Genomic DNA, 21,156 nt, shown 5'->3' with positions numbered 1-21,156 from the left:
CTTACATTGCGCCCTGCGCGCGCTTTTCCCTTCGCGCGACATGCATTAGGCTGCGCCCAACGACCCATCTAGAAAGCCGCCCCATGGACATCGCCCGCGCCATCGCCGACCTCCAAACCTCTCTAGGCCATGGGATCACCCTGTCCAAGTCCGATCTCGACCTGCATGGCCAAAGCGAATCGCATTTTCCGCCCAGCCCGCCCGATGCCGTGGTCTACCCCGAGACAACGGCAGAGGTGGCCGAGGTCGTGACCATCTGCGCCCGCCACCGTGTCCCGGTCGTGGCCTGGGGCACCGGCACCTCGCTTGAAGGACAGGCGCAGGCGTTTCGCGGCGGCATCGTGGTCGATTTCTCCCGTATGAACGCCGTGCTCGAGGTGGCCGAGGCGGATATGACCGCGCGGGTGCAACCGGGCGTGACGCGCGAGGCGCTCAACACCGCGCTGCGCGCCTCCGGCCTGTTCTTTCCGGTCGATCCCGGGGCCAATGCCTCGCTGGGCGGCATGGCCTCGACCCGCGCCAGCGGCACCACTGCCGTCCGCTACGGCACGATGCGCGACAATGTTCTGGCGCTCGAGGTCGTGACCGCCTCAGGCGAGGTGATCCGCACCGGCACCGGTGCGCGCAAATCCGCGTCGGGCTATGATCTCACAGGGCTTTTTGTGGGGGCCGAGGGCACGCTCGGCCTCATCACCGAACTCACCCTGCGCCTCGCAGGCCAGCCCGAGGCGATTTCCGCAGCGGTCTGCGCCTTTGACAGCGTGGGCGATGCGGTCGCCACCGTGATCGACACCATCCAATGCGGCATCCCCATCGCCCGCATCGAACTGATGGATGCCGACAGCGTGCGCGCGGTCAACGCCCATTCCAGAATGAGCCTGCCCGAAAAGCCCCACCTCCTGCTTGAATTCCACGGCACCCCCGCCAGCACAGCCGAACAGGCCGAGAGCTTTGGCGCGCTCGCCCGCGAGCATAACGGATCGGATTTCGACTGGGCCACCCAGACCGAGGCGCGCAACGCCCTCTGGACCATGCGCCACAATGCCTATTACGCCATTCTTGGCCAGCGCCCCGGCGCGCGCGCCATCGTCACCGACATCTGCGTGCCGATCTCGCGTCTGGCCGAAGCGATCGAGGACACCCGCAGCGATCTCGCCCACTCCGGCGTCATGGGGCCGATCCTGGGCCATGTCGGCGATGGCAATTTCCACGCGATCCTGCTCATCGACCCCGACAACCCCGCCGAACTCACCGCCGCCAAAGCCGCCTCCGACCGCATGGTCACACGCGCGCTGGCCCTTGGCGGCACCGCCACCGGCGAACATGGCATCGGGATCGGCAAACTCGATTACATGCAGCGCGAACACGGGGCCGGCTGGGCGCTGATGGGAACGATCAAACAGGCCCTCGACCCCCTCAACATCCTCAACCCCGGCAAACTGGTCCCACCGAGGAATTGACGCCCCCCCTTCATCTGGCCCAAAATACCTCGGGGGAGTCGGCCAGAGGCCGACGGGGGCAGCGCCCCCATCTCACCCCTCCATCAACGCCTCGGCGGCAGCGCGGGCTTCCGGCGTGATCCGCTCGCCCGACAGCATCCGCGCGATCTCGTCCACCCGGTCCGCGCCCGTCATCGCCCGCACGGTCGAGAGCGTTTCCTCCCCCTCGACCCGCTTTTCCACCCGCCAGTGATGTGCGCCGCGCGCGGCCACCTGCGGCGAATGTGTGACCACCAGCACCTGACCACCTGCCGCCAATTGCGCCAGCCTGCGCCCCACGGCATCCGCAGTGGCCCCGCCCACGCCCCGGTCGATCTCGTCAAAGATCATCGTGACGCCACTGTCCGTGCCCGTCAGACACACCTTGAGTGCCAGCAGAAACCGGCTCAACTCCCCCCCCGAGGCGATCTTGCCCAACGCTCCCGAGGGTGCGCCGGGGTTGGTGGCCACGCGAAAGGTCACCTCATCCTGCCCGGTGGCACCCGGTTCCGCGTGTCGAACATCGGTGGTGAACACCGCGCGCTCCATCTTGAGCGGCGCCAGTTCCGCCATCACCGCCCGGTCGAGCGCCAAGGCCGCCGTCACCCGCGCCTCGGTCAATACCTCCGCCGCGTGGGCATAGCGGCGCTCCGCGTCCGCCAAGGCCGCCGCCAGCATGCGCATATCCGCGTCGCCCCGATCCAGAGCCGCCAATTGCCCGCGCAGATCCTCCGCAAATGCGGCCAGATCATCGGGGATAATCCCATGTTTGCGCGCCAGCGCCCGGATCGCAAAGAGCCGCTCCTCGGTCTCTTCCAACTCCAATGGGTTGAAATTGAGCGCCTCCAAACAGCGCAGCACGCCACGTCCGGCCTCGTCCAACTCCACCAGCGCCCGACCAATCGCCGCCACCGGTTCGTCCAACTGCCCCTCGGCCTTGTCCGCCACCGTCTCAAGCCACCGCAGCGCATCGCCGGCCGCACCCTCTGCGCCGTTGAGTCCGATGGCTTCAGCGGCCTTGGCGATATCTGCTCGGATGCGCTCAGCCCCTTGCATCATTCGACGACGTGCATCCAGCTCTGCCTCTTCACCGGGCTGCGGGCCAAGGGCATCGAGCTCCGTCACCGCATGGCGCAAGAACTCCTCCTCGGCGCGCAGCGCCGCCTGCGCTGCCTCTGCCACATCGCGCGCCTTGCGCCGCGCCGCCATATCCCGCCATGCGACGCGCACGGCCTCGCGCAGCGCAGCCAGATCGCCGAAAGCATCCAGCAGATCCCGATGCCCCTTGGGATCAAGCAAACCGCGGTCATCCTGCTGCCCATGCAATTCAACCAGCACATCCGACAACTGCCGCAGCACCTCGCCGGACACCCGCCGGTCATTGACCCAAGCGGTCTTGCGCCCATCGGCACTGTTGACCCGGCGCAGGATCAGGGCCTCTTCATCCGGCAAGCCGGCCTCGCGCAGGATCTCGCGCGCAGGATGCTCCGCGGTGAGATCAAATTCGGCGATCACCTCGCCATGATCCGCCCCGTTGCGCACCAATTCGGCCCGTCCTCGCCAGCCCAGAACAAAACCCAGGCTGTCGAGCAGAATCGACTTTCCCGCGCCGGTTTCGCCGGTCAGCACATTGAGACCCGGCTGAAACGTCAGGTCCAGCCGGTCGATGATCAGCATATCCCGGATTTCAAGCGTGCGCAGCATCAGGCCAACCCGTCGGGCAGGGTGTTCCCCCGTCCCCCCTTATAGCCAGCGGCCTTGGACGGTCTGGCGATAGATCTGCTGCAACCAGCCATCTCCCGCCGCCTCCAATGTATAGCCCCGCCCGGTCAAGAGCTTGTAGCTGTCCTCATACCAATCTGTTCCTTGGAAGTTATGTCCAAGAATTGCGCCCGCTGTGCGCGCCTCGTTGACCAACCCCAGCGACAGATAGGATTCCACCAGCCGGTGCAACGCTTCGGCGGTATGGGTCGTGGTCTGGAAATCCTCAACCACCACCCGGAACCGGTTGGCAGCAGCGGCAAAATTATCGCGCTTGAGATAATAGCGACCGATTTCCATCTCCTTTGAGGCCAGATGGTCGAAGGCCAGATCGAACTTCAGGATCGCGGCATTGGCGTATTCGCTGTCAGGATAGCGCTCGATCACCTCACGCAGAGATTGCAGCGCCTGAAAGGTCAGCCCCTGATCGCGCCCCACCTCGTCAATCTGATCGTAATAGCTCAGCGCCAAAAGGTATTGCGCATAGGCCGCGTCCTCATCGGTCGGGTAAAAGTCGATGAACCGCTGTGCGGCGGCGCGGCTTTCTTCGTATTCCTTGGCCTGATGATGGGCAAAGGCCTGCATGATCACCGCCCGCTTGGCCAGATCGGAATAGGGATAGAGCCGCTCAACCTCGGCAAAGCTCGTCGCCGCCAATTCAGGATCGCGCTGCGCCAGATCATATTCGCCCCGCTCGAAAATTTGCTGGGCCGTGTAATTCTCGTAATTGACTGTGCCGCGCTCGACGCTTTCCTTATTGCCACAGCCCGCGATGGCCATTGCCACAGCAAAGGCTCCGAACAGCCTGGCCCGGGACGTGCCGATTCTCATGCGCGATCTCACTCTCAGTTACGAAAACGCGGGACAGTTCGCCCGCATCGCCTTGGTCCTAGCACATTAATTTGCGGTGCAAAACGTCTTTGGCACATTTCGCTCGGGTGATCTGAGGCGCGTTGCGGAATTTCACCGTCACGCTCCACACCCCCTGCCATTCACCCGTTAAACAGAAAAAGCCGCCGTGACGGGCGGCTTCTCCAAAGACCCGGCAAAGCGCAGGATCAGTTCGCCTGGCGGCGCAGAAATGCCGGAATCTCGATCTGCTCATCCTCGTCATGTGCCCGCGCCGGAGCGTGCTGCGGCTGCGCGCTACCCATGGTCGGCTGCTGACGTGTCGGGCGCGCGGCCGCCTGCGGACGCTCCGCCTCGGGGGCGGCATGCCCGGTCATCCGGTTGATCAGCGAGTTGATGCCAAAGCGTGGGCGCTCTTCCGGCGCGCGGGCCTCGGGCTCGGGGCGGCGCTGTTGTGGCTGCACCGGGGTTCGACCGACAGCAGCCTGCAACCGCTGCAATGCCTCAGGAGTGGGCGTGCCGGGGGCCGGGGCGCGCGGCGCGACATAGGCATCCAGATCATCCTCTTCGGCATAGGTGCTGCGCGCGAATTCCTCGACGCGCGGCTGATAGGCCGGCGGCGGCAAATCGTCAGCGGCGATCTCGTCGTCAAAGATATCCTCCATCTGCTCCTCGGCAGCGGCGCGCTGCGCGTCCATCGCTCCAAAGAGCGAGGGCTCAGGCTCGGCCACTCGCGCGGCAACCGGTGCAGGCTCGGGCTGTGCAACCGGGGCCGGGGCCGGAACTTCGGCACTGACTTGCTGCTTGAGCGGCTGCGCCATCGAGCGGCGCGGTACAGGTAAATCGGCGGCCACTTGGCTCACGTCGATACCCGTGGCCACAACGCTGACACGGATCGAGCCTTCCATCGACGGATCAAGGGTCGATCCCACGATGATATTCGCATCCGGGTCCACTTCCTCGCGGATGCGGTTGGCGGCTTCGTCCAATTCGAACAGCGTGAGGTCGTGACCGCCGGTGATGTTGATCAACACACCCTTGGCCCCGCGCAGGCTGATTTCATCCAGGAGCGGGTTGGCAATCGCCTTCTCTGCGGCCTGGATGGCGCGATCCTCGCCGCTGTCCTCGCCAGTGCCCATCATCGCCTTGCCCATCTCGTCCATCACGGCGCGCACATCGGCAAAGTCGAGATTGATGAGGCCGGGGCGAACCATCAGATCGGTCACACCCTTGACGCCCTGATAGAGCACATCGTCGGCCATGCTGAACGCCTCGGTAAAGGTCGTTTTCTCATTGGCCAGACGGAACAGGTTCTGGTTGGGGATGATGATCAGCGTGTCGACCATCTTTTGCAGCGCTTCAACGCCTTCTTCGGCTTGACGCATGCGCTTGGCGCCCTCGAACTGGAACGGCTTGGTGACAACACCCACCGTCAGCACACCCAACTCGCGCGCGGCCTGCGCGATGATCGGCGCAGCGCCGGTGCCGGTGCCCCCGCCCATGCCCGCAGTGATAAAGCACATATGCGCACCCGCCAGATGATCAACGATCTGCTCGATGCTCTCTTCGGCGGCGGCGGCCCCGACAGAGGCCCGCGCGCCTGCGCCCAGACCCTCAGTCACCTTGACGCCCAGCTGAATGCGGCTTTCCGCATTACTCTGGCTCAGGGCCTGTGCATCCGTGTTGGCCACCACGAAGTCCACACCATCGAGTTTCTTCTCGATCATGTTGTTCACGGCGTTGCCACCCGCCCCACCCACACCGAAAACGGTGATACGGGGCTTCAGCTCGTCATGTCCGGGCATAGTGAGGTTGAGTGTCATAGCTTGTCCGCCTGTCCTGATGCCCACATTCGCGGGCTGTTTTCCGCCTGATTGGCACCATTCTTACCGATGGTTGGCCCAATCGTCACCTAAAAAACACGAATTAGCCACTAAATATGGCGTCTTTCGTGGTCTTTTTCGCGGGATTTCGCCGATGACGCCACATCTTGCGGTCACCAGTTGTCCCGAAACCATTTCATCGCCCGCTTTAGCGAGCGTGCCGGATAGCGATCGACGGGAATCTCGAAATCCCACCATTCGTCCTGCGGATTGGCCGCAAAGAGACACATACCCACTGCACTGGCAAACCCCGCACCGGTCGCCGCCTGCGGCAGCCCATGCACCCGCAGAGGCCGCCCCAGACGCACCTGCTGCCCCAAGATCTTGCTTGCCAACCCGTCAAGACCGGGGATCTGGCTGCCGCCTCCGGTCAACACGATCTGTTGGCTTGGGAGATGATCGAACCCTGCGGCATCCAACCGCGCTCGCACCTCTTCGAGAATTTCCTCGACCCTCGGGCGCATGATGCCGATCAGTTCGGCCCGGCTCACGCGCCGCCGATCATGCTCGTAATCGCCGGTATCGCCCCCGATCTCGATCATCTCGCGGTCATCCATGCCGGTGGCCACGACCCCCCCGTAAAAGGTCTTGATCCGCTCGGCGGTGGCCTGTGGCACCTGCAGCCCCATGGAAATGTCATTGGTGACATGATCCCCGCCCATGCGCACGCTATCGGCATAGATCATGTGCTTCTTGATAAAGATCGACACACCCGACGTGCCGCCGCCCAGATCAATACAGGCGGCACCCAGTTCCTGCTCGTCCTCGACCAGCGCCGCGATGCCTGACACGTAGGCAGAGCTGGCCACCCCTGCCAATTCCAGATCACACCGCTTGACGCAATAGGCAAGGTTCTGGATCGCGGCCCCGTCAACCGTCAGCATATGCATGTCGGTGGACAAGACCTGCCCCATCTGCCCGCGCGGATCAATCAGGCCGCTGCGATGATCCAGCGCGAAATTGACCGGCTGCGCATGCAGCACCTCGCGGCCCTCACCAAAATCCGGCACATCGCAGGCGCTCAGCACGCGGCTGATATCCTGTTCGCTGACGGTATGGCCTTCAAGTTCGACTTGCCCGGCCAGACCATAGCTGCGCGGCCCTGCGCCCGAAAAACAGGCAATGACATGATCGACCCGGATATTGGCCATCTTCTGCGCCGCCTGAACGGCGGTGCGAATGGCGCGCTCGGTCTCGGCCATGGCGTCGATCTCGCCAAAGCGCACCCCGCGCGAGCGAGTCGTCGCCGCCCCGATCACCCGGAACCCGGCTTGCCCGGCCATCCGGCCAATCCCTTCGGCCTCGTGCAATCGCTCGGTGCCATCAAACCGCAGCACCAGACAGGCAATCTTGGAGGTGCCCACATCCAGCACCGCGACCACGCCCCTCTGCATCGCCGCCTTGCGCATATGGCGCATCGCCCTTTGGGATTCATACAGCTCGATCATCGTCAGTTCGTCCCCAAGCTCATCTGAGTTATCGTCCACCAGTCTTCCATGGCCGCTTCATTCAACCGGATCGTCGGACGCGCCGCGATCCGCATATCCACCGCCGCCAGATCCCGCTCCAGCATGTCCTGCGCCCCATGCAGCACCATCACCCGCTCTAACGCGCGCACCGCCCCGCTCTCGGGCAAGAGAACGCGTTTGCCATCCGACAGAACCAGATCCCAACGTCGCTCACCCATCCGCACAAGGCCGCGCAGCTCCAGTCCCATCGGAGCCGCAGCGCGCAGGAGTTCCAGCGCTTCAGCCACCTGCTCGGGTGCGCCTTCGCCTGCCACCACCGGCAAATCGGCGCGCTCAGAGCGGGCATTGATCACCCCGATCACCTGACCTTCGATATCAATCACGTTCAGCGCATCCCGCGTTTTCCAGAGCGCAACCGGCACGCGCTCGGTGATCTCGGCCACCAAAACGCCACCCTGCCGAATGCGCACCTCAGCACGCGCCACGGCGGGCAATTCCTCGATCATCACGCGAATGTCGTCGAGCACGAGGTCAAACGAGCTCGCGGGCAGATCATAGGGGAAAATCTCGCGAATATCCTCTTGCACGCTCGTGCTCGCGCCTTCGACCGACAAAAGGTTGACCATGAATTCGGGTCGCGTCTCAATCTGGTGGCGGAGGTCCGCAATCTGCTCCACCAGCGCCGTGCGCCGGGCATCGCTGCCCAGATACCCTCCGACCAGCCCTGCAATCACGAGCATCGGCAAACCGAACCGGATCAGGCGTCGATAAAGGGGCGTCAGCATCAGCCGCTGGAGGCGATATGACATCCGTGACGGCGCAGGATCAGCCCGCGGAATTACCGGTTGCATGACGCATCCTCCACCATCCAGCGGCACAGTTCAGGAAAGGAAATGCCCAGCGCCTGCGCCTGTTCAGGCACCAAAGAGGTCGGCGTCATCCCCGGCTGTGTGTTGGTCTCAAGCAGGATCAACCCGTCCAGCCCCTTGGCTTCGTCCCAGCGAAAATCAGTGCGGCTCACTCCGCGACAGCCCAGAACCTCATGCGCCCGCAGCGCATAATCGAGGCATGCGTCGAAAATGTCCTGCGGCACCTCTGCGGGCACCACATGGCGCGAACCACCGGGTTTGTATTTGGCGTCGTAGTCGTACCAGCCGTCGGTCAGGATATCCGTCACCGTCAGAGCCCGGTCACCGATCACCGTAGTCGTGAGTTCACGCCCCGGCGCATAGCTCTCGACCATCACCACATCGGGCATATCATCCGAGAGCGCAGGCGGTCGGTTGGCCCCGGCCTCGACCAGATAGACCCCCACAGACGATCCCTCATTGTAGGGCTTGACCACATAGGGCGGCGGCATCACATGCCCGGCCCGAACCTCGTCACGCCGCGCCAACACGCTGTCGACCACAGGCAGACCAGCACCGCGATAGGCCGCCTTGGTGCGCTCCTTATCCATGGCGAGGGCGGACGACAGAACGCCCGAATGAGTATAGGGCAGGCCCAGCCATTCCAGCATCCCCTGCACACACCCATCCTCACCCCAACGCCCATGCAGGGCATTGAATACCACGTCCGGCTTTATGTCTTGTAAACGCGCACAGAGGTCTGTCGCGGCATCCACCTCGACCACCTCAAACCCTGCTTCCCTCAACGCGACGGCGCATTCACGCCCTGAAGAGAGCGACACGTCCCTCTCCGCCGAGGGGCCGCCCATGATCACCGCCACTTTCGGGGTTGTTCTGCTCGAACCAACCACCATGTGCCTCAATGTCCCGGACCGGTTTACCGGCCCTGTTGTCGTATTGTTTTTGTTAGTCTGCCTGAGGGCTTGCGCCCGGAGCCGGTTCACCGACCCTCATGATTTCCCACTCTAACTCTATTCCACGCATTTGAAAAACCTTTTTTCGCACCTCGTCGCCGAGACCCTCAAGATCAGCAGCAGAGGCCCCGCCGGTGTTGATCAAAAAGTTGGGATGCATCTCGCTCATCTGCGCCGCCCCCCGCCGCGCGCCGCGCAATCCCGCCTCGTCAATCACCTTCCAGGCCTTGAGATCATGCACATCATCGGCCTGCCCGGTCGAGGAAAACCCGGCCGGATTGCGGAACGTGCTGCCGGCGCTGCGCTCTTTGGTGGGCTGTGTGGCGTCCCGCTTGGCGATCTGCTCGGCCATCTTGGCCTCCAGCGTCGCCGGATCGCCCAGCCCCCCCTCAAACGTCGCCTCAAAGATCACCCAGCCGTCGGGCAGCGCGCTGTGCCGGTAGGCGAATTGCAGCTCTCGCGGGCCAAGTGTAACCACCTCACCGCTCCGCGTGACGGCCCGCGCCTCGATCAGATGATCCGCCACATAGGTCCCATAGCAGCCCGCGTTCATCCGCACCGCACCACCGATGCTGCCCGGAATGGTGCGCAGAAACGTGAGATCCACTCCCGCCTCCGCCGCCCGCCGCGCCACATGCGCATCGAGCGCTGCGGCCCCTGCAATCACCCGATTGCCCTCAACGCGAATACCGTTGAACCCGCGTCCCAACCGGATTACCACCGCATGCAATCCGCCATCGCGCACGATGAGATTGCTGCCCACACCCATGGGAAACACCGGCACCGACGCATCCAGCCCAGCCAGAAACCCCGCCAGATCCTCCAGATCAGCCGGTTGAAACAGCCAATCCGCTGGCCCGCCTACGCGCAGCCAGGTCAGTTCGGCCAAAGGCCTGTTCGGGGTCAATGCGCCCCGCGTATCAGGAAATCTCATCATGGCGGTTCTTCTGCCTTCTGCCGCGCCCAAGGTAAAGCCCCATGCGCCCGAGCTACCCCAAGCGCTGCCTGATCCATCGCCCGAGATAGATCACCGGCCAACGCAAAACGCTCATGCCCGCGACCATCACCAACAGACCAATCCAAGGTCCGTTCTGCCATGTGACAAACCCGAGGATCGGCACGCCGAGCGCGATCAGAACATACGCCCGCCGCCAGTAATTGTTGCGGCTTGGCAGCATCGCCAAGACATTCGCAGCCACCGCCCAGAGGCACGCCACAACCAGAGATACCGTCATCCCAACCCTCCAAGGCTCGCGCCCAAGGCGGCCAGCGCCGCCACCAGACCAAACACCGGCACTGCCATCGGCACCCGAAACGCCGCCACCGGCACCCTCCGCTTCATCAGGATCAGCGCGCCATTGACCAACACGAACACCGTCAAGAGCAACGTCGAGGTCACACCCGCCAGCTCCGCCACCGGCAAGGTCAGCGCGCCCCCGATGACCGCCACACCGATCAGCACGGTTGCGCGCACTGGCGTGCCAAACCGGGGATGCGCGTGGTGAAACACGGACAACCATGCACTGCGACGTCCCAGACCAAACAAAACCCGGCTCGCCATCACCATCTGCGCCAGAACGCCATTCAATGCCGCCACCACAGCGATCAACGACAAAAACGCGGCACTGCCGCCCTGCCCCATTTGCCACACCAGCGCCAAGGGCTGCTCGCTCGCGCCAAGCCGATCGAGCGGCACCGACCGCACCGCCGCCCAAGTGACCAACGCGTAAAGCAGGCTCGTGATTATCAGGGACAACAGGATCGCACGCGGCAGGACGCGCTCTGGTTCGCGCACCTCTTCGGCCATGTTGACGATATCCTCAAACCCGATGAAGGCGAAGAAAGCCAGCACCGCCCCGGCCGTCACCCCCGACCAGACTATCTCTTGCGGCATCTGAAAATCCGCGACAGGCGCGGCGCTGAACCCTGCATAAACCACCAGACCCAGTCCCAAGACTTCAACCACCGTAAAGATCGCGGCCAGCGCAAGGCTCTCCAACACGCCGACCACCGCCACCGCCGCCAACAGCGCCCCGATCACCACCATGCTCGGCCCCGCAGGCCATCCCGTCACTGCGCCCAGATAACCCACGCCACCGCGCAACACCGCCGCTGCCGATACCGCCCCGGCCACCACAATCGCCAGCCCGACCAGCGTGCCCAACCATGGCGCTTGCACCCCCTTGGCGACAAAGGCCGCCTCGCCTGCGGCTTCCGGAAACCGGGTGGAAAATTCAGCATAGCTCAGCGCTGTGGGGGCGGCGATGACCCCCGCCAGCACAAAGGCCAGCGGTGCCCAGATCCCAGCTTCGGCGGCCACGGCCCCCACCAGAACGTAAATCCCGGCTCCAACCATGACCCCAACACCGTATGCGGTCAGCAATCCTAGCCCGATCCTGCGTTTGAGGATCTCGGCCATGTCTCTATCCCTTGAGACGCGCAGGTAGCCCGTTGGCCCAGGCACTGATCGTGCCCGCGCCCAGACAGACAACCATGTCCCCCGGTCCGGCCTGCTCGCGCACCAGCCGCTCCAGATCGTCTTCGTCACGGATCGCGCGGGCGTGTCGATGACCGTGCCGGATGAGCCCCGCCACAAGATCATCCCGGCTCGCCCCCGGAATCGGTTCTTCACCCGCAGCGTAGACCTCGGCAATTGCCACCACATCCGCCTCGTTGAAGCAGCCGCAGAAATCGTCAAACAGGCTCGCCAAGCGCGTATAGCGATGCGGCTGATGCACCGCGATCACCCGGCCGGTCGTCGCCTGCCGTGCCGCGCGCAGCACGGCGGCAATCTCCACCGGATGATGACCGTAATCGTCGATAATGGTGACACCGTCCACCTCGCCTACGCGGGTAAACCGCCGATTGACGCCGCCGAAACTGGCCAAAGCCGCGCGGATTTCATCAGCCTTCATGCCCAGATGCCGCGCCACCGCCACGGCACTCAGCGCATTGCTGACATTGTGATCGCCGGGCATCGGCAGGGTGCAGCCCTCGATCACCCGCCCCTCGGCCTGCAGCGCGATGTCAAAATGCGCGACACCCTTCTCATAGGTCAGATTGACCGCGCGCACATCGGCCTGCGCGTTGAACCCATAGGTCATGACGCGGCGATCGGTGATCCGTCCCACCAGCGCCTGAACTTCGGGATGATCGGTGCAACAGACAGCCAGACCGTAAAATGGGATATTGCTGACAAAGTCGTAAAAACCCTGCCGCAACCGCTCGAAATCGCCCCAATGCTCCATATGCTCGGGGTCGATATTGGTGACGATGGCAATGGTCGCGGGCAGACGGTTAAAGGTGCCATCGCTCTCGTCGGCCTCCACCACCATCCACTCGCCCTGCCCCATGCGCGCATTGCTGCCATAGGCATGAATCACACCACCGTTGATCACCGTAGGATCAATCCCGCCTTTGACCAACAGCTCCGCGACCAGCGTCGTTGTGGTCGTCTTGCCATGGGTGCCCGCCACGGCGATGTTGGACTTGAGCCGCATCAGCTCTGCCAGCATCTCGGCCCGGCGCACGACCGGCAAGCCACGCTTGCGTGCCTCATCCAGCTCGGGATTGCCCGGCTTGATCGCGGAGGAAATCACCACCACTTCGGCCCCATTCAAATTCTCTGACCGCTGCCCCTCGAATACCGTGGCGCCGATACCCACCAACCGCTCGGTGATGGGGGTGGATTTCAGATCGGACCCCTGCACCCGGTAGCCATGGTTGATCAGCACCTCGGCAATCCCCGACATGCCGATACCGCCGATCCCCACAAAATGAATGGGTCCGATATCGGTCGGTAGCTTGGTGGCTGCATTCATCGGCTATGCCCTTTATTCGCAATGTCTTCGACCATATCGGCCAGATGTTGTGGCGCGTCCGGCATCCCGCAGCTCAGCGCCGCCTGTGCCATCATCGACGCGCCCCTCGGATCGCTCAGCACGGCGCAGATCTGATCGCTCAGCACGGCCTCGGTCAGCCGGCTCTCGGGGATCACGATCGCCCCGCCAGCCGCCGCCAACCCACGCGCATTGGCGGCCTGATGGTCCCCCGCCGCGGCGGCATAGGGGATCAGGATCGCGGGCCGCCCGATGATGGAAATATCGGCGATACTCGACGCTCCCGCCCGGCTGATGACCAATTGCGCCTCAGTCATGCGCCGCGGCACATCGCGGAAAAACGGCTGGACATCCGCATCAATCCCGGCCCCGGCGTAGAACCGCGCCACGCGGTTCATATCCTCTTCGCGCGCCTGATGGCTCACCCGGACATTGCGCAGGATCGCCTCTGGCAGCGCGGCAATCGCGGCGGGCACCACATCACTGAGGATACGCGCCCCCTGAGAGCCGCCGATCACCAGCACCGACATCGGATAATCTCCGGGCGCGATATAGCCCGCCCCCGCCCGCTCCAGCACCGCTGCACGCACCGGATTGCCCACCGGCACGCCGTCTGCGCCCTCCGGCAGCGTTGTCGGCCATGTGCCGCAGGCCACCACATCGACCCGCCTCGCGAAAATCCGATTGACCCGGCCCAGAACCCCGTTCTGCTCATGGACCATGCGCGGACGCCGCAACGCCCATGCCGCGACCAAGGCCGGAATGCTCGGATAGCCGCCAAAGCCAACCACCACATCCGGCTTGTCGCGCATCATCCGCAGCCCGGCTCCCACCACGCCGCCCGCGACCTGAAACGGCACCATCACTTTGTTGAGAATGCCGCCCCGCGCAAAGGTCGCACTGGCCACCTGCTCGATCTCGACGGAATGCGGAAAGCCGCCCACATAGCGCGCCCCGCGCGCATCGGTGCTCAGACGCACCCGCCAGCCCCGCCGCAGCATCACCTCGGCCAGCGCCTGCGCGGGAAACATATGCCCGCCCGTGCCGCCCGCCGCGATGATCAAGAGGGGCTGCCGCGCGCTCACCGCCGCCCCCGCAGAATATCCCCGATCTGGCCCTGTGGCCGCGTCCGGGTAAAGGCAAGAAGCATGCCCACGGCTATGCCCCCCGCCACTACAGAGGATCCACCGTAGCTCACGAACGGCAGCGTCATGCCCTTCGCAGGCAGGAGGCGCACCGCCACACCCATGTTGATCATCGCTTGCGCCCCAAACATGATCACCAGCCCGGTCCCCGCCAACCGAATGAACGGATCGCGTTCCCGCATCAACCGCATCAGCGAGCGCACGACGACACTGGCATAAAGAGCGATGATGCAGAGCACCAGAACCAGCCCGTATTCCTCAGCCGCCACCGCGATGATGAAATCCGTATGCGCATCCGGCAGGCTCCATTTCACCTGCCCCTCACCCACGCCGACGCCAAAGAACCCGCCCTCGCGGATCGCATTGGTGGCAAAGCCAAGCTGCGTTGTCGGGTCCACCTCCGGGCTCAGAAACCCGTCGATCCGGCGCGCGAAATGCTCGGAATTGGAATAGGCAAAGGTGCCGACAAGCACCACGCCCCCTGCCATGCCCAAAAGCAGCGTCACCGGCGCACCGGCCACAAAATACATCACACCCCAGCCAAACAGCACCAGCGCCGCCTGCCCGAAATCAGGCTGCATTGCCAGAAAGGCAAGGATCACGATGGTCAGAAGAAACGACCAACTCAACCCCGGCGGCCCGTTCACCTGTTGGCTTGCGGCCATCATCCAGGCCGCCACCACCACAAACACCGGTTTGAGAAACTCGGACGGCTGAACTGAGGCAAAGCCCAGACTGTACCACCGCACCGCGCCCTTGCCGAAATCGGTGCCGAGAAACGGCAGCGCCATCAGGGCAAGAAACGCAGCAAGGAAGCCCAACACCGCCAGACGTCGCACCATCTCTGGCCGCATCATCGACACCAGCACCATCACCGCCAGCGCCATCCCGCCAAACAACGCCTGCCTCTGCACGTAATAAAACGCACCAAGCCCGTTTTTCTCTGCCAAGGGCGGCGAGGCCGCAAGGCCCAGCAACATCCCGATACTGAACAGGATCAGAACACAGGTCAGCGACCATTTGTCGATCGTGCGCCACCATTTCGGAAGGACGGGCTCTGCGTCCCGCAGGGGCATTGCCCCGTAGACCATTTCTGTCATCTGACTGCCGCCTCATGCATCTTGCGCCCCTTTTCGGGGTCTGACACATATCCTAGCGTTATTTTCACCTTAATGCCAGAACTATCCCCTTGCCAATCGGCAGCATTTCGCGTCAGAGGCATGCCCATGCGCCACGCCTGCACCACTCTCATCCTCGGCGCCGGGGCCGCCGGCATGATGTGTGCCGCCCATGCCGGGCCGGGCACGCTGGTGATCGACCATGCACGCGCACCGGGCGAAAAGATCCGCATCTCGGGCGGTGGGCGCTGCAATTTCACCAACCTTGGCACGACACCGGCGAATTTCATCTCGGCCAACCCGCATTTCTGCAAGTCGGCGCTGTCGCGCTATACCCAATGGGATTTTCTCGATCTCATCGCGCGTCACGACATCGCCTGGCACGAAAAGACCCTGGGCCAGCTCTTTTGTGACGACAAGGCGACCCAGATCGTTGCCATGCTGGTCAAGGAACTGCGCCAGGCCGGGGCCGATCTCTGGCTCTCGACGCAAGTGTCGGATGTCACCCATGACGGCCGCCATTTCTGCGTCACGCTCGACCGCGAGGGGCGGCGTGTCACCGTCACGGCCCGCAACCTCGTGCTCGCCACGGGGGGCAAATCCATTCCCAAGATGGGCGCTACCGGCATGGCCTATGACATCGCACGGCAATTCGGCCATCAGATGACGGACACTCGCCCCGCCCTTGTGCCGCTCACCTTTTCCGACGCGCCCTTTGCCGCGCTCTCGGGCACCGCGCTGCCGGTGCGCGCCAGTTGCGACGGGGTCAGCTTTGACGAGGCGGCGCTGTTCACCCATCGCGGCCTCTCTGGCCCCGCGATCCTGCAAATCTCGTCCGTCTGGCGTGAGGGTCATCCCATATCCCTTGATCTTGACCCCAACGCCACGCTCTATGACGCACTCCGCCAGCAGCGTCAGACCGCAGGTCGTCGCAACATTACCACCGACCTCAGCCATCACTTGCCCGCGAAACTGGTGGCGTATCTCGCCCCCGCACTTGGCCTCGCAGGCAATCTGGCCGATCACTCCGACGCACGGTTGGCTGCGATCACCGACGCGCTGCGCGGCTGGACGCTCAAACCCACCGGCACCGAAGGCTACCGCACCGCCGAAGTCACGCTTGGCGGTATCGCCACTGACGGGCTCTCGTCGAAGACCCTCCAGTCCCGGCATCTCCCCGGCCTCTATGCCATTGGCGAGGCCGTGGACGTTACCGGCTGGCTCGGCGGCTACAATTTCCAATGGGCGTGGTCGTCGGGCTGGGCCGCAGGCACAGCGATTGCCCAAGGCGGGACAGACGCCTAGCCGTTCGGTCCCAGCCCGCCTCGGTCAGGCCGACAGACCAAAGACTGTATTGCGGCCATTTGCTGACCTTGGCCTCAATCCCCAATGCGCGGAACTAAGGCGCGTAGCGTCGCCGCGCGGCGGCCACCCGCGGTCGGGCACCACGCGGCTCATCGCTTGGGGTCAACGTCAGCAAACGCCCCCACCGCCCCCCTTACATCCTATCCCCGCGCCTCGCGAATGAGCCGCAGAATGTCCTTGGCCGCCTCGGGAATATTCGTGCCCGGCCCAAAGATCGCCTTGACCCCCGCCTTTTGCAGGAACGCATAATCCTGCTGCGGAATGACGCCGCCGCAGATCACGATAATGTCGCCCGCATCGCGCGCCCGCAGCGCCTCGATCAGCTTGGGAGCCAGCGTCTTGTGCCCGGCGGCTTGCGAACTGATCCCAACCACATGCACGTCATTGTCGATGGCATCCTGCGCCGCCTCCTCGGGAGTTTGGAACAAGGGGCCGACATCGACGTCAAACCCGATATCGGCAAAGGCCGTGGCGATCACCTTGGCGCCCCGGTCATGCCCGTCCTGCCCCATCTTGACGACCAGCATGCGCGGACGCCGCCCCTCTACCTCGGCGAAATCCTCCACCGATTTCTGAATGGCGGCAAAGCCCGCGTCGCCCTCATAGGCCGCGCCATACACCCCGGCCAGCGTCTTGACCTCGGCCCGGTGCCGCCCGAATTCCTTTTCCAGTGCCATGCTGATTTCTCCCACAGTGGCGCGCGCCCGCGCGGCATCCACCGCCGCGTCAAGCAGATTGCCGCCCTCGCGCGCACGGCGCGTCAACTCGTCCAATGTAGCCTGACAGGCGGCCTCATCCCGGCTCGCCCGAATACGCTCCAACCGCGCGATCTGAGACCCCCGCACCTTGTCATTGTCGATGTCGAGAATGTCGATCGGGTCTTCCTTGTCCTTGCGATACTTGTTCACGCCGACGATCACCTCGTCACCCCGGTCGATCATCGCCTGCCGGGTCGCCGCCGTCTCCTCGATCCGCAATTTGGGCATGCCGCTCTCGACCGCGCGGGTCATGCCGCCCATTTCCTCGACCTCCTCGATCAGTGCCCAGGCCTTCTCCGCCAGATCATGCGTCAGCTTCTCGACGTAATACGACCCCGCCAGCGGATCGACCACCTTGGTCACCCCGGTTTCCTCCTGCAGGATCAGCTGCGTGTTGCGCGCAATCCGCGCCGAGAAATCCGTGGGCAGGGCAATCGCCTCATCCAGCGCATTGGTATGCAGCGATTGCGTGCCGCCCAGAACCGCGCTCATCGCCTCATAGGCGGTGCGAATGACATTGTTATAGGGGTCCTGCTCCTGCAAACTCACACCACTGGTCTGACAATGGGTGCGCAGCATCTTGGAGGTTTCGCGCGTCGCGGCGAACTCGGTCATGATACGGTGCCACAAGAGCCGCGCCGCCCGCAACTTGGCCGCCTCCATGAAGAAATTCATCCCGATGGCAAAGAAGAACGACAGACGCGGCGCGAAACTGTCCACATCCATGCCCGCCTCAATAGCGGCACGCACATATTCACGCCCATCCGCCAGCGTATACGCAAGCTCCTGCACAAGGTTCGCGCCAGCCTCCTGCATGTGATAGCCAGAGATCGAGATCGAGTTGAACTTCGGCATATGCTCGGCGGTATAAGCAATGATATCCGACACGATCCGCATCGACGGCTTTGGCGGATAGATATAGGTGTTGCGCACCATGAACTCCTTCAGAATGTCATTCTGAATGGTGCCCGACAGCAGGCTCTTGTCATGCCCCTGCTCCTCGCCCGCGACAATGAAACTGGCCAGAACCGGGATCACCGCACCGTTCATCGTCATGCTGACGCTGACCTTATCGAGCGGGATGCCATCAAAGAGGATTTTCATATCCTCGACGCTGTCAATCGCCACGCCCGCCTTGCCGACATCACCCTCGACGCGCGGGTGATCGCTGTCATAGCCGCGGTGCGTGGCCAGATCAAAGGCAACCGACACCCCCTGCTGCCCCGCCGCCAGATTGCGGCGGTAAAAGGCGTTCGACTCCTCCGCCGTGGAGAATCCGGCATATTGCCGGATCGTCCAGGGACGCCCGGCATACATCGTGGCCTTGACCCCGCGTGTGAACGGCGCTGCCCCCGGAATGCCCCCCATATGCGGCAGCTCCGCCACATCCTCGGCGGTGTAGAGCGGCGCGACGGGAATGCCCTCCAGCGTCTTCCAGGTCAGATCTTCGAGCGGCCGTCCCTTGAGTTCCGCCTCCGCCAGCTTACGCCAATCGTCTTTCTTCAAAGCCATTCTGATGTCCTCTTGCATTCTGGCCAGAGGGCAGGTGTCTCCCCGCCTCATCCGGTCCGGTTTCCTCACATAGTCGCGCCAGACCCTCCGCCCCGGCTCCGAGCCAGAACAGATCGTCGGCATAGGCCTCTTGCAGGGCCAATCTCTGATCCCGGTCAAAGGGCTGCCAACGCCCCTCGCCCTCGGGCAATTGCGTCACATCCCCACCCCGCGCCGCCACAGCGCGGCGCAAAGCCGCCAGATGGGGCGCGCGGTTGAGCCAGAGCCGTGACGCCTTGCGCGGCAACGCCTCGATCCCGGTCATGGCGCGCAAGCGATCCTCGGGCCGCCCGGCATGTGCCTCATGCGGCAGCACCACCAGATCGACACCGGGCAGCGCACAGGCCAGATCGCCGATCACCTCGCGCCAATGGCGATTGACCGTCACCAAGCGGTCCAGATCATCGACCTCCGGCACACCATGACCACGCCCGACGCCATAGGCCAATGCCGAGGCCCACCAACTGTCTTGTCCCCGCACCGACAGGGCCACGCGGGTGATGCGCCCATCGAATGCATGCGCAAACCGCGCCATTCGGTCGCCTATGCCCGGATAGAGCCGGCCACGCCGCAGGTTGCGCCGCGCCGCGCCGATCATGTTCTCGTCGCTCACCAGCACGCGGTTCAGCCCCTGCGCCCGCGCCTCGGCCAGCCGCAGCGCGATGCGCCCACGTGCACGGTCCAGCTGCACGGTGGCGCTCATCGCTCCGGCTATCGGAATGACCCCGCTGAGCACCCCGTCGCGCGTCACCTCCGGCCCCCAATAGCCCAGCCCTCGTGCCGCCAGCGCCGCCGTGTTGGCCCGCATGTAATGCTGAAACGATGTCGAGGCGGTGCGATGCGCCCCCAGATGCAGGATGATCTCCATGTCAGGTCTGACCTTTCGAATCGCCGCAATCCGCGGCCGGAAACTCTTGCCTCCGATCCTGCGACCAATTCCTGACCATGCGCTTAACCCTGAAAAATTCACACGGCTGCGGCATTCGCCCTTCGCAAACGCCTCCAACCGGCCTATATCTGTGCCAGCAGGAGAGCCCATGAAACCCATCTTATCCCTTGTTTTAGCGGCATTTATTGCCACTACCAGTTTTGCGCAGGACAGCGGTACAGCCCCCGCATCCGCCTCGATCCTCACGGCAGATGCGGTCAATTTGAATGATTTCCTCTGGCTCAAAAGACCGCTCGTGATCTTTGCGGATACCCCCGCCGATCCGCGATATGTCGAACAGATGGGGTATATCACCGAGCGACTGGATGTGCTGACCTCGCTCGATGTGGTGGTGATCACCGATACGGATCCCAACGCCCGCTCGGATCTGCGCAAGACACTGCGCCCGCGCGGGTTTGGCCTTGTGCTCATCGGCAAGGATGGCGTCATATATCTGCGCAAGCCCGCGCCTTGGCATGTGCGCGAGATCATCCGCACCATCGACAAGCTGCCGATGCGCCAACAGGAACTGCGCGAGCGCCCCGGCGACAGCTGATCACCGCGCCCCATCAGCCCTCTCCCATCGCCACGATCAAGAGCCCGGTGCCGGGATCCATCAGCATCAGCGCGCCGGTCTCCGCCTCCCAGGCCAGAACCGCGCCTGGCTTGCCCAGCAGATGATGAAACACGCTCTCGCTCACCTCGCCCATACAGGCCCGCGCCTCAAGTCCAACCCGCCGCATGGCCATGCCGGTGGGTCTGTCGACATTGGCCATTGCGATCATCGCGGCATCGGGGGCCTGCCCCGGCGCGCCCCATGCCGCGCGCCCCCGCGCGCCCAGCACTCGCGCCATCTCAGGCGCAGAGCCTGCCACGGGCATCGCAGCCTTGATCCGCCCGTCGGCCACCCGGTAGAGACCCACGGCACAGTGCATCGCCGCCGTGAATTCCACAGTCTCGCCCAAGGCAAACCACGCCGCCAACCGCCCCCGCTGCGCCACCTCTGCGTCCCGCGCACAGGCGGACAGCCCTACCAGTCCCGCCAAGCCAAAACCAAGGCCCGTGCGCCCGACACGGCCACATCGCTTGCGAAAGCCGACCAGCCACCCTATATTCAACGGGCAGAGCATGGTGCCCTGCGCAGGTTCAATCGAGGACACGGAACCAATGGAAAAAGATCCTGACATTCC

Annotated in this window: 18 protein-coding genes; 3 read left to right on the top strand and 15 right to left on the bottom strand. The window is 64.0% G+C overall.

The genetic code is table 11. The features are described from left to right. The first annotated feature begins 83 nt into the window (after positions 1 to 83). Positions 84 to 1,460 carry an FAD-binding oxidoreductase gene (locus tag ACSSVY_RS04440; protein ID WP_454268216.1) on the top strand — a complete coding sequence of 459 codons (1,377 nt, stop codon included), beginning with the start codon at positions 84 to 86 and terminating at the stop codon, positions 1,458 to 1,460. A 72-nt stretch (positions 1,461 to 1,532) separates the two neighbouring features. Here the strand turns inward: ACSSVY_RS04440 and recN are convergent, their stop codons facing one another. The 12 genes from recN to ftsW form a co-directional block, all read right to left on the bottom strand. After that, positions 1,533 to 3,182, bottom strand: coding sequence for a DNA repair protein RecN (gene recN / locus ACSSVY_RS04435; RefSeq protein ID WP_454268215.1), 1,650 nt, complete (start codon positions 3,180 to 3,182; stop codon positions 1,533 to 1,535). A gap of 39 nt (positions 3,183 to 3,221) precedes the next feature. Then, positions 3,222 to 4,070, bottom strand: a complete 849-nt coding sequence (locus tag ACSSVY_RS04430) for an outer membrane protein assembly factor BamD (RefSeq protein ID WP_454268214.1) — start codon at positions 4,068 to 4,070, stop codon at positions 3,222 to 3,224. A gap of 227 nt (positions 4,071 to 4,297) precedes the next feature. Further along, complete coding sequence (gene ftsZ, locus ACSSVY_RS04425; protein WP_454268213.1) at positions 4,298 to 5,911, bottom strand: cell division protein FtsZ; 1,614 nt, start codon at positions 5,909 to 5,911, stop codon at positions 4,298 to 4,300. 173 nt (positions 5,912 to 6,084) lie between these two features. Further along, complete coding sequence (ftsA, locus tag ACSSVY_RS04420) at positions 6,085 to 7,419, bottom strand: cell division protein FtsA (RefSeq protein WP_009819504.1); 1,335 nt, start codon at positions 7,417 to 7,419, stop codon at positions 6,085 to 6,087. A gap of 2 nt (positions 7,420 to 7,421) precedes the next feature. Continuing rightward, positions 7,422 to 8,225, bottom strand: coding sequence for a cell division protein FtsQ/DivIB (locus ACSSVY_RS04415; protein WP_454268212.1), 804 nt, complete (start codon positions 8,223 to 8,225; stop codon positions 7,422 to 7,424). Between the two features lie 53 nt (positions 8,226 to 8,278). Continuing rightward, the gene (locus ACSSVY_RS04410) at positions 8,279 to 9,202 is read right to left on the bottom strand and encodes a D-alanine--D-alanine ligase (protein ID WP_454268211.1); all 924 of its coding nucleotides are present in this window, start codon (positions 9,200 to 9,202) and stop codon (positions 8,279 to 8,281) included. Positions 9,203 to 9,254: 52 nt separating this feature from the next. After that, positions 9,255 to 10,196, bottom strand: a complete 942-nt coding sequence (murB, locus tag ACSSVY_RS04405) for a UDP-N-acetylmuramate dehydrogenase (RefSeq protein WP_454268232.1) — start codon at positions 10,194 to 10,196, stop codon at positions 9,255 to 9,257. A 55-nt stretch (positions 10,197 to 10,251) separates the two neighbouring features. After that, positions 10,252 to 10,497, bottom strand: a complete 246-nt coding sequence (locus tag ACSSVY_RS04400) for a DUF2484 family protein (protein ID WP_454268210.1) — start codon at positions 10,495 to 10,497, stop codon at positions 10,252 to 10,254. Beyond that, entirely contained in the window at positions 10,494 to 11,681 is a 1,188-nt protein-coding gene (locus ACSSVY_RS04395) for an APC family permease (protein ID WP_454268208.1), read from the bottom strand. Before ACSSVY_RS04395 ends, ACSSVY_RS04400 begins: the two co-directional genes overlap by 4 nt. 4 nt (positions 11,682 to 11,685) lie before the next feature. Beyond that, a complete protein-coding gene (murC, locus tag ACSSVY_RS04390) occupies positions 11,686 to 13,083 on the bottom strand; it encodes a UDP-N-acetylmuramate--L-alanine ligase (RefSeq protein WP_454268207.1) in 1,398 nt (465 codons plus the stop codon). After that, positions 13,080 to 14,186, bottom strand: a complete 1,107-nt coding sequence (locus tag ACSSVY_RS04385; protein ID WP_454268205.1) for a UDP-N-acetylglucosamine--N-acetylmuramyl-(pentapeptide) pyrophosphoryl-undecaprenol N-acetylglucosamine transferase — start codon at positions 14,184 to 14,186, stop codon at positions 13,080 to 13,082. Before ACSSVY_RS04385 ends, murC begins: the two co-directional genes overlap by 4 nt. Continuing rightward, complete coding sequence (ftsW, locus tag ACSSVY_RS04380) at positions 14,183 to 15,346, bottom strand: putative lipid II flippase FtsW (protein WP_045681976.1); 1,164 nt, start codon at positions 15,344 to 15,346, stop codon at positions 14,183 to 14,185. The genes ACSSVY_RS04385 and ftsW overlap by 4 nt, the downstream gene beginning before the upstream one ends. A 126-nt stretch (positions 15,347 to 15,472) precedes the next feature. Here ftsW and ACSSVY_RS04375 point away from each other — a divergent pair, with 126 nt between their 5' ends. Further along, complete coding sequence (locus ACSSVY_RS04375) at positions 15,473 to 16,669, top strand: NAD(P)/FAD-dependent oxidoreductase (protein WP_454268231.1); 1,197 nt, start codon at positions 15,473 to 15,475, stop codon at positions 16,667 to 16,669. Between the two features lie 200 nt (positions 16,670 to 16,869). Here ACSSVY_RS04375 and scpA read toward each other — a convergent pair whose 3' ends face one another. Together scpA and ACSSVY_RS04365 are read right to left on the bottom strand one after the other, a co-directional pair. Next, positions 16,870 to 18,999, bottom strand: coding sequence for a methylmalonyl-CoA mutase (gene scpA / locus ACSSVY_RS04370; RefSeq protein ID WP_454268204.1), 2,130 nt, complete (start codon positions 18,997 to 18,999; stop codon positions 16,870 to 16,872). Beyond that, positions 18,971 to 19,906, bottom strand: a complete 936-nt coding sequence (locus ACSSVY_RS04365) for a hypothetical protein (protein WP_454268203.1) — start codon at positions 19,904 to 19,906, stop codon at positions 18,971 to 18,973. Before ACSSVY_RS04365 ends, scpA begins: the two co-directional genes overlap by 29 nt. Before the next feature lie 169 nt (positions 19,907 to 20,075). On the opposite strand from ACSSVY_RS04365, the gene ACSSVY_RS04360 reads away from it, so the two are divergent. Beyond that, positions 20,076 to 20,522, top strand: coding sequence for a DUF4174 domain-containing protein (locus ACSSVY_RS04360; RefSeq protein ID WP_454268202.1), 447 nt, complete (start codon positions 20,076 to 20,078; stop codon positions 20,520 to 20,522). Between the two features lie 13 nt (positions 20,523 to 20,535). Here ACSSVY_RS04360 and ACSSVY_RS04355 read toward each other — a convergent pair whose 3' ends face one another. Further along, the gene (locus ACSSVY_RS04355; protein WP_454268200.1) at positions 20,536 to 21,153 is read right to left on the bottom strand and encodes a hypothetical protein; all 618 of its coding nucleotides are present in this window, start codon (positions 21,151 to 21,153) and stop codon (positions 20,536 to 20,538) included. Between the last annotated feature and the right edge of the window lie 3 nt (positions 21,154 to 21,156).

It is taken from the genome of Roseovarius sp. MBR-51 (assembly GCF_053628575.1).
Note: the sequence above shows the minus strand (reverse complement) of the source record. Positions and strands in the feature narration are given on the sequence as shown.

What these genes read in the sequence shown, in the direction of transcription:
- ACSSVY_RS04440 (WP_454268216.1), top strand. Translation starts at nt 84, where the DNA reads ATGGACATCGCCCGCGCCATCGCCGACCTCCAAACCTCTCTAGGCCAT.
- recN (WP_454268215.1), bottom strand. Translation starts at nt 3,182, where the DNA reads ATGCTGCGCACGCTTGAAATCCGGGATATGCTGATCATCGACCGGCTG.
- ACSSVY_RS04430 (WP_454268214.1), bottom strand. Translation starts at nt 4,070, where the DNA reads ATGAGAATCGGCACGTCCCGGGCCAGGCTGTTCGGAGCCTTTGCTGTG.
- ftsZ (WP_454268213.1), bottom strand. Translation starts at nt 5,911, where the DNA reads ATGACACTCAACCTCACTATGCCCGGACATGACGAGCTGAAGCCCCGT.
- ftsA (WP_009819504.1), bottom strand. Translation starts at nt 7,419, where the DNA reads ATGATCGAGCTGTATGAATCCCAAAGGGCGATGCGCCATATGCGCAAG.
- ACSSVY_RS04415 (WP_454268212.1), bottom strand. Translation starts at nt 8,225, where the DNA reads ATGCTGACGCCCCTTTATCGACGCCTGATCCGGTTCGGTTTGCCGATG.
- ACSSVY_RS04410 (WP_454268211.1), bottom strand. Translation starts at nt 9,202, where the DNA reads ATGGTGGTTGGTTCGAGCAGAACAACCCCGAAAGTGGCGGTGATCATG.
- murB (WP_454268232.1), bottom strand. Translation starts at nt 10,196, where the DNA reads ATGAGATTTCCTGATACGCGGGGCGCATTGACCCCGAACAGGCCTTTG.
- ACSSVY_RS04400 (WP_454268210.1), bottom strand. Translation starts at nt 10,497, where the DNA reads ATGACGGTATCTCTGGTTGTGGCGTGCCTCTGGGCGGTGGCTGCGAAT.
- ACSSVY_RS04395 (WP_454268208.1), bottom strand. Translation starts at nt 11,681, where the DNA reads ATGGCCGAGATCCTCAAACGCAGGATCGGGCTAGGATTGCTGACCGCA.
- murC (WP_454268207.1), bottom strand. Translation starts at nt 13,083, where the DNA reads ATGAATGCAGCCACCAAGCTACCGACCGATATCGGACCCATTCATTTT.
- ftsW (WP_045681976.1), bottom strand. Translation starts at nt 15,346, where the DNA reads ATGACAGAAATGGTCTACGGGGCAATGCCCCTGCGGGACGCAGAGCCC.
- ACSSVY_RS04375 (WP_454268231.1), top strand. Translation starts at nt 15,473, where the DNA reads ATGCGCCACGCCTGCACCACTCTCATCCTCGGCGCCGGGGCCGCCGGC.
- scpA (WP_454268204.1), bottom strand. Translation starts at nt 18,999, where the DNA reads ATGGCTTTGAAGAAAGACGATTGGCGTAAGCTGGCGGAGGCGGAACTC.
- ACSSVY_RS04365 (WP_454268203.1), bottom strand. Translation starts at nt 19,906, where the DNA reads ATGGAGATCATCCTGCATCTGGGGGCGCATCGCACCGCCTCGACATCG.
- ACSSVY_RS04360 (WP_454268202.1), top strand. Translation starts at nt 20,076, where the DNA reads ATGAAACCCATCTTATCCCTTGTTTTAGCGGCATTTATTGCCACTACC.
- ACSSVY_RS04355 (WP_454268200.1), bottom strand. Translation starts at nt 21,153, where the DNA reads ATGTCAGGATCTTTTTCCATTGGTTCCGTGTCCTCGATTGAACCTGCG.